This window comes from Klenkia sesuvii, assembly GCF_037083825.1.
GTDB lineage: Bacteria > Actinomycetota > Actinomycetes > Mycobacteriales > Geodermatophilaceae > Klenkia > Klenkia sesuvii.
Map to the genome: position 1 here is coordinate 1 of NZ_JBAPLU010000042.1, position 5,582 is coordinate 5,582.

The 5,582-nt window shown below is 63.1% G+C and carries 3 protein-coding genes and 2 pseudogenes; 4 read left to right on the plus strand and 1 reads right to left on the minus strand.

Going from position 1 to position 5,582, the window contains the following annotated elements; all coding sequences use genetic code 11:
- Nucleotides 1-136 precede the first annotated feature (136 nt).
- Nucleotides 137-1,443: pseudogene (locus TEK04_RS21025) on the minus strand (ISL3 family transposase).
- A 531-nt stretch (nucleotides 1,444-1,974) separates the two neighbouring features.
- Here TEK04_RS21025 and TEK04_RS21030 point away from each other — a divergent pair.
- From TEK04_RS21030 to TEK04_RS21040, 4 genes and pseudogenes are all read left to right on the plus strand, one after another.
- Nucleotides 1,975-2,667 (plus strand): ABC transporter ATP-binding protein, encoded by a 693-nt coding sequence (locus tag TEK04_RS21030; RefSeq protein ID WP_336406331.1) that lies wholly within the window; start codon nucleotides 1,975-1,977, stop codon nucleotides 2,665-2,667.
- 557 nt (nucleotides 2,668-3,224) lie between these two features.
- A pseudogene (locus tag TEK04_RS21405) lies at nucleotides 3,225-3,548 on the plus strand (FtsX-like permease family protein); the annotation flags it as partial.
- Nucleotides 3,549-3,641: 93 nt separating this feature from the next.
- Complete coding sequence (locus TEK04_RS21035) at nucleotides 3,642-4,940, plus strand: hypothetical protein (protein ID WP_336406332.1); 1,299 nt, start codon at nucleotides 3,642-3,644, stop codon at nucleotides 4,938-4,940.
- Nucleotides 4,941-5,141: 201 nt separating this feature from the next.
- Nucleotides 5,142-5,453, plus strand: coding sequence for a hypothetical protein (locus TEK04_RS21040; RefSeq protein ID WP_336406333.1), 312 nt, complete (start codon nucleotides 5,142-5,144; stop codon nucleotides 5,451-5,453).
- The last annotated feature ends 129 nt before the right edge of the window (nucleotides 5,454-5,582 follow it).

Below are 5,582 nucleotides of genomic sequence, written 5' to 3' on the forward strand. Positions count from 1 at the left end.
TCTTCACCAGAAAGGTGCTCCGGTTCCTGCGTTGATCAAGACCTAGACAATCTCGATCCTCGCAGGTCAGGAGCACCTTTCCTACGTCCGGAGCGGAACGATCACGGACCGGCGTGAAAGCCCCGGGTTAACGGGCTCATCTCAATCGAGGGTGTAGGCCGTTCCTGAAGCCGCCGGTCTCCAGAAGGCTGCGGGCGATGTAGTTGGTGAGGTTGCGGAAGCCGAGAGCGGAGCCGCGGAGGTGTTCGAGGCGACCGTTGAGCGCCTCGGTGGGGCCGTTGGAAGTGCCAGGCCGGTCGAAGTAGGCCAGCACGTCGGCGGCCCGCTGGGTCAGCGTCCGCCCGAGGCGGCGCAGCTCGACCAGAGCGGCCGGGACGCCGGAGCGCAGCGAGGCGATCAGCGCGGTCATCGTGGCCTTGCCGCGGGCCCGGTCGGGGTGACGGTAGGCGTTGATCATCTTCTGGTAGATGCTCCAGGTCGCCTGGACCTGGACGTGGTCGTCACCGGCGAACAGCGCGGTCAACCGCTGCCGTTGGCGGTCGGTGAGCAGGTCAGCGCCAGTGTGCAGAGTCCGGCGCGCGCGGTAGAGCGGGTCGGCGGCGCGGCCGCGGTGGCCGTGGAGGTCCTGGTGGACCCGGCGTCGGCAGCGGTCCAGGGCGTCTCCGGTGAGCCGGACGACGTGGAAGGGGTCCATCACCGGCACCGCCTCGGGCAGTTCCTCGGTGGTGGCGGTCTTGAAGCCGCTGAACCCGTCCATCGCTACGACCTCCACCCGGTCCCGCCACGCCTTCGGTCGGCCAGCCAGGTCTTGAACACCTGCTTGGAGCGCCCTTCGACCATGTCCAGCAACCGCGCTGGCCCGGTGCCGGCGCGCACGGCGGTCAGGTCGATGACCACGGTGACGTACTTGTCGCCGCGGCGGGTGTGCCGCCAGACGTGCTCGTCGACCCCAAGGGTGGTGACGCCGTCGAAGCGCCCGGGATCCTCGATGAGGACCCGGTTGCCCTCGGCCAAGACGGCGTCGTTCGCGGTCGCCCAGGCCACCCCCAGGCCTTCGGCGACCCGGGCGACGGTGAGGTGCTGGGTCACGATCCCGACCAGCGCCCACCGCAGCGCGGCGCGAGACAGCTTCGCCCGCGGCGCCGCGGCCCGGGTGGTGTCTTGGCGCCAGACATGTCCGCAGTCGGCGCACCGGTAGCGGCGCACGGTGACCAGCAACGTCGTGGGCCGCCAGCCCCACGGTTCGTGGGCCAGTCGGCGGGTGACGGTGTCCCGCGGCGCGCCCTCGCAGCCACAGCGCCGGCACCACGAGTCCGGCTCCACGACCCGGCAGGCCAACACCGCACGGCCGGGTTCCAGCAGCTGCCCGGTCACCTCCAACCCGAGGTCATCGACGCGGGTGAACGTCGTCAGGTCAGGGCCAACGAAGGTAGCGTCAGGCACGTCGAGGTCTTCCGGATGGGCAGTGTGAGAACTTCCATCCTCGGAGGGCCTCGACCTCTATCCAGCGCCGACCTCCGCGCCCGGCTCTACACCCTCATCTGCGATGAGCCGGTATGGCTCGATGAGCAGACGGCGCGGACGCTCCGGACCAACCGGTATTGGCAGGCCCAGGTGCTCAAGCAAGCCATGGACGACGGCTTCGCGGCAAGCTACGTGAAGTGACAGGGCCACCGTCTCCCCGGACAGCACAAACGACTCATCTCTCAGGAGCTCTGGCAGCAGTACCTCGCGGCGCGCGACAGCTGAAAGCTGGTGCACGCTCCGCGTGACACTGCCCAGCTTTTGATCGGGCTGCTCTGGTGCGGCTGCGGGGCCCAGATGCACAACAACCACGGCACCGGCAAGACGACCTACCCGAAGTAGGCCTGTGCAGCAGTATCGACCTACTGAACCGGCGAGTGCACGTAGCGTAGCTTCTCAGGTACACCACGTTGCAGAGGGTTCTCAAGTCTCACGAGGGGCAAGGCTGAGATGATGATTGCAGAGGCTGTACTCGGCGCCACCAACTTGAGCAAGTCGTTTAACCTGACAGCAGCACTTCGCGGCGCGACACTGAGCATTTCCGAAGGTGAGATCGCCGCGATTGTTGGCCCGAGTGGCTCAGGGAAGTCAACTTTGATGCACTGCTTGGCCGGCATTCTCACGCCTGACAGTGGCGAGGTCCTTTTCCGAGGACGACGAGTCGATGATCTGTCCGAGACTAAACGTACTCAGTTACGTCGAGACCAGTACGGGTTTGTCTTTCAATACAGCCAGCTGGTTGAAGAACTTACCGCGCGCGAGAATATCGCTCTGCCGCTCGTGTTGCGAGGCAAGTCGCGACGACGAGCCTTGATGGAGGCGGACAGATGGCTACAGCGCCTCGGCATTGACAGCTGTTCGGAACGCCGTCCGTCGCAGCTATCAGGAGGGCAAGGCCAAAGAGTCGCGGTGGCCAGGGCCATGATATCTCGTCCAGCGGTAGTGTTTGCTGATGAACCGACTGGATCGCTCGATACCGCAGCTGGGGAACTGGTCTTGTCGTTGTTGATTGAGTCGGCCCGACGTCATAAAGCAGCGATTCTACTTGTTACTCACGATCAGACTGTGGCCGCCCGGGCCGACCGAGTCATAAACGTCCAGGACGGGATAGTCGAAGATCGAGTAATGGGTAGGCCGTTGTGATCCGGCTAGCCGTACGTTTAGCTCTGTCGACCCGCGCTTCGATCTTGTCGGCAGTCGTATCAGTAACCGCCGTCTCGATTGGCGTAATGCTTCTTCTCTACGCCTCATGCGTTCCGGCTGCGCTTGACCAGCGGAGCGATAGGTCGGCGTGGCTGGATAGCTCGTATGGGACACCTGTGGGGCTCGGCGAGGAGCCGGTCAGCGCTTGGACTGGGGTCATCAGGTCGAGCGACCACTACTATCAGCACCTAATTGCTGTCGTAGACGTTTGGGGCTCTGGCGCAGGGGCCCCCCTCCCGCCTGGCGTGTCCTCGTTGCCAGGGTCGGGAACGGCACTGTTATCACCTGCTCTCGCAGAACTCGTTGAACGGGACCAGTCCCTCGTGGAACGCTACGGGACGCCCGTTGGAACTATCTCGAGCGTGGGTCTGCGTAATCCGGACGACCTGGTCGTCGTGCGAGGAGTGGACCGTGCTGATATCCAGCTGGCCGGGTCAATCGTGCAACAATTCCCATCTGTTGCGTCTCTAAGAAGTTTTCCTCCCGTCCTCCAGTTGATGCTGGTAGTAGGAACGTTGGGTCTGCTGGTTCCTGTTGTCATGCTCGTAGTGATGGCGAGCCGGCTGAACGCGGCTCGGCGGGCGCGACGCTTGGCGGCCTTGAGATTGGCGGGTGCGAGTCCACTCCAGGTGTTCGGTCTAGCCGCGATAGAAGGTGCGATATTCGGCGCTGTCGGCGTCATTCTAGGCGTTGCCCTGTGTTGGGCGTTGAGGCCCTTAGCTTCGTTCGTCTCCGATGACGGTAGCCGGTGGTTCGTAGCTGATGTAACTCCGGCGATATGGTCGGTCCTACTGCTGTCGGTTAGTGTCCCAGCTATCACGGCAACGGTCGCCGGACAGGCAGCCTGGGGCGCGGTTCGCCGGCCGCTGGATACGGCTCGCGGTGGCCAGCGTCCGCCATCATGGTGGTGGTTCGTGCCGGCCGCTGCTGCGACGGTAAGCGCCTTCATCCTGCTTCTAACCCCTGGAGTAGCCAACTTTGTGGGTGGCCGTGGAGTTGCCAGTGGTCTTGCGTTCTTATTGGTGCTCCTGGGTTGCTGCCTTGCGGGCCCCTGTTTGGCCCGTGGCTCAGGCAATATGCTATTGCTGTCACCAGGGGCAATTGCTTGGCTGGCTGGCAAAAGACTGGTGCACCGGGGTGGTACTGCATTTCGGGCAAGCGCGGGCATGGTGTTTGCGGTCCTCATCACCACCTTGTTCGCAGCGTCCACCCCTGCGGCGACAGAATCGCTAGCTGACGCAAGAATAACCGGGCAGCAAGACGGTGCAGCCCAAGCGCAGATTGCTTTCAGCAGCAATGAGGAGTCGAACAACTTGCTGACGGCGGTTCGGTCCTTATCGGGTATCAGTTCAGCAACGTTGGTCTATGTAGGTGATCTTCAGACATCGGCAGGATCGGGTGCAGTATGGATTGGTAATTGCCCGGACATCGTGACTGCGGCTCGCTTCAGTGACGTGGACTGTGCAGGCCGTCCTGTCCTAGTGGCATCGGATGTTCTCGCTCAGCTATCTTCACCTAGCGTCGAAGTCAACAACCTACTGAGCGCAACGGTGCTTCCTAGATTCTCCCTTGATCCAGCTGGCGCCTCGCCGGCCGCCGCTTTCTTGTCCGATGGCGCGGGCGAGATTCCCCCGACGTCAGCAGTTGATCGACCGGTGGCCATTGTCAGCCCTTCGGCCCTGGATATTTCGCTTGCACGGCTGCGGCCGAGCATGATGCTGATCTCATACGATAGCGCCCAGAGCCTTGAAGCGGCCCGTACACTTATTTCTGCGAATGTTCTTGGCGCTGACACTACTACGCGGGAAACAACATTCGACGGGTACAGCACCGATATACGGGCTTTCTACCGGGTTGTTCAAATCGCTAGCTTGTTCGTATTTGCGCTAGCAGCATGCGCTCTGGCGTTGAATGTGGCCGCCGGAGTCCTTGAGCGGCGCCAACTATTTGTGGTACTGCGTAATGGTGGAATCGGAACCTGGGCGCTGCGTAGGATGATTTTCATCGAGACAGTACTGCCTCTGGTGCTCACTCTGCCCGTCGTGGCGACGCTGGCCGCGCTCGTTGGCGGTCTGCTTGCTTCTGCAAGAAGCAGTGCGTCGACGTGGGCGCTGGTGGAGCCAGCGGCCCTGGGCCTAGGCGTCACCGCGGTTGTCGCAGGTCTTGCATTGTCGGGGGTGCGCGCAGCTCGGGCTCCGTCGCTTGCAGACTGAGCTTGGGCCAAAGCCCGACACACCCGCATACCGTGAAACACCAAGTTCTGGAACTCGTTGACTCCGACCTCTGGCGCCGCTATGTTCCTTTCCTGTCGAAACACACACTGCAACCGGATGACTCCGGTGCGTAGGTAAGGGATGTATGTCATGCGGACTGCTCTCTCTCAGCGTGCTCGTAAGGTCACCGCCACGACGGCCATGGGGTTCGTCATCCTTGGGGTGTCGGCGATCGTGGCGCCGTCGGCCCAGGCGGCGGCCTGTGGTTCCTCGCTCGCCCCGACCGTGACTGGGGGGCAGGCCCAGTGGTCGGTCCAGTGCGTGTCGGGTGGCTCGCGTGTCGTGGGCAGTGTCACCGACACCAAGGCGGACGGTAAGTGCGCCTACGTCAGCTTTAGCTGGTCGGGAGGTGGCTCGTACACGAGCGCGCGCGCCTGTCCCGATGGCACGACCAAGAGCTTCGATGTGACGAAGGCCGGGAAGAGCGTGAACGGTTACCTCTACGTCGACTAGCTGGGACTGCTGCACGGATAGGTGACAGTCGGGGTCACGCGGCTTGTGTAGCCGGTGTGGTGATGATGGACTCGAACTCGATGGGGGTCAACCGACCCAGGCCGGCTTGCCTTCGTCGGCGGTGGTAGG